We start from the raw sequence: 874 nt of genomic DNA on the forward strand, positions 1-874 counted from the left end.
CCGCCGGATGCGAGCCGAACCGGCGGACCCTGGATTCCATCGCCGCGGCCGGGTTCGACACCACCGCGCTGCACACCATCCCGCGCACGCCGGTCCCCTTCCCCTGCAAGCCCCATCTGCAGGGGTTCGCCACGCTCAGTCCACGCTGACGGCCTCGATGATGTTGAGCCGGGCCGCCCGCCGCGCCGGTGGCAGCGAGCCGAGCAAGCAGATCGTCAGCGCACCCGCGGTGAAGGCCAGGGCCATCGGGCTCAGGCGGAAGCCGACCGGAAAATTCATGATGTCCCCGCTGATCAGGCTGAACAGCCACTGGTCGGTCAGGCCGAACAACAGCCCCAAAAGGCCGCCCACCAAACCGATTCCAGCCGCCTCGGCCAGGACGGTCCGCAGGGTGAACCGGCGGCTGGACCCCATGGCCCGAAGCACGCCGATCTCGCGGCGGCGTTCGGTCACCGAGAGGGTCAGCGTGTTGAGCAGCGCGACGGCGGCCACCGCGACGACGATGACCCACACGGCGTTGGCGATGAACATGCTCTGATGCAGCGGGGCCTCAAGCCCGGCCAGCGCCGCGCGGCCGTCGTACACCTGGTTCGGCGCCGGCACCACCCGGCGGACGTCCGACAGCAGCCGCTTCGGATCCGTCCCGGGTGCGGCGGTGATCTGCAACGTCGTCGCGGCCGGGCGGTCGAACCACGCCCGCAGGTGGTCGAGATCGATACCCACGGTGCCGATGACGGTCGAGAAGAACGGCACCAGGGCCAGCACGGCGGCCTCGCGCGGGCCGTGCGGTGTCTGCAACTGCAGCCGGTTGCCGGCGCGGACATGCAGCGTCGCACCGAGATTCTGGGTGAGCACCACGCCCCGGCCCGCGAGC

1 protein-coding gene and 1 pseudogene are annotated in these 874 nt (G+C 70.9%); one reads left to right on the forward strand and one right to left on the reverse strand.

The annotated features are described in order from the left end of the window. Positions 1-149: pseudogene (locus tag A9X05_RS11785) on the forward strand (class I SAM-dependent methyltransferase); the annotation flags it as partial. Here A9X05_RS11785 and A9X05_RS11790 read toward each other — a convergent pair. Next, positions 136-874: ABC transporter permease (locus A9X05_RS11790; protein ID WP_156736660.1), on the reverse strand; the 739-nt coding region annotated here is incomplete at its 5' end. The pseudogene A9X05_RS11785 and the gene A9X05_RS11790 overlap by 14 nt on opposite strands.

This window comes from Mycobacterium sp. E3298 (assembly GCF_001666895.1).
Lineage (GTDB): Bacteria > Actinomycetota > Actinomycetes > Mycobacteriales > Mycobacteriaceae > Mycobacterium.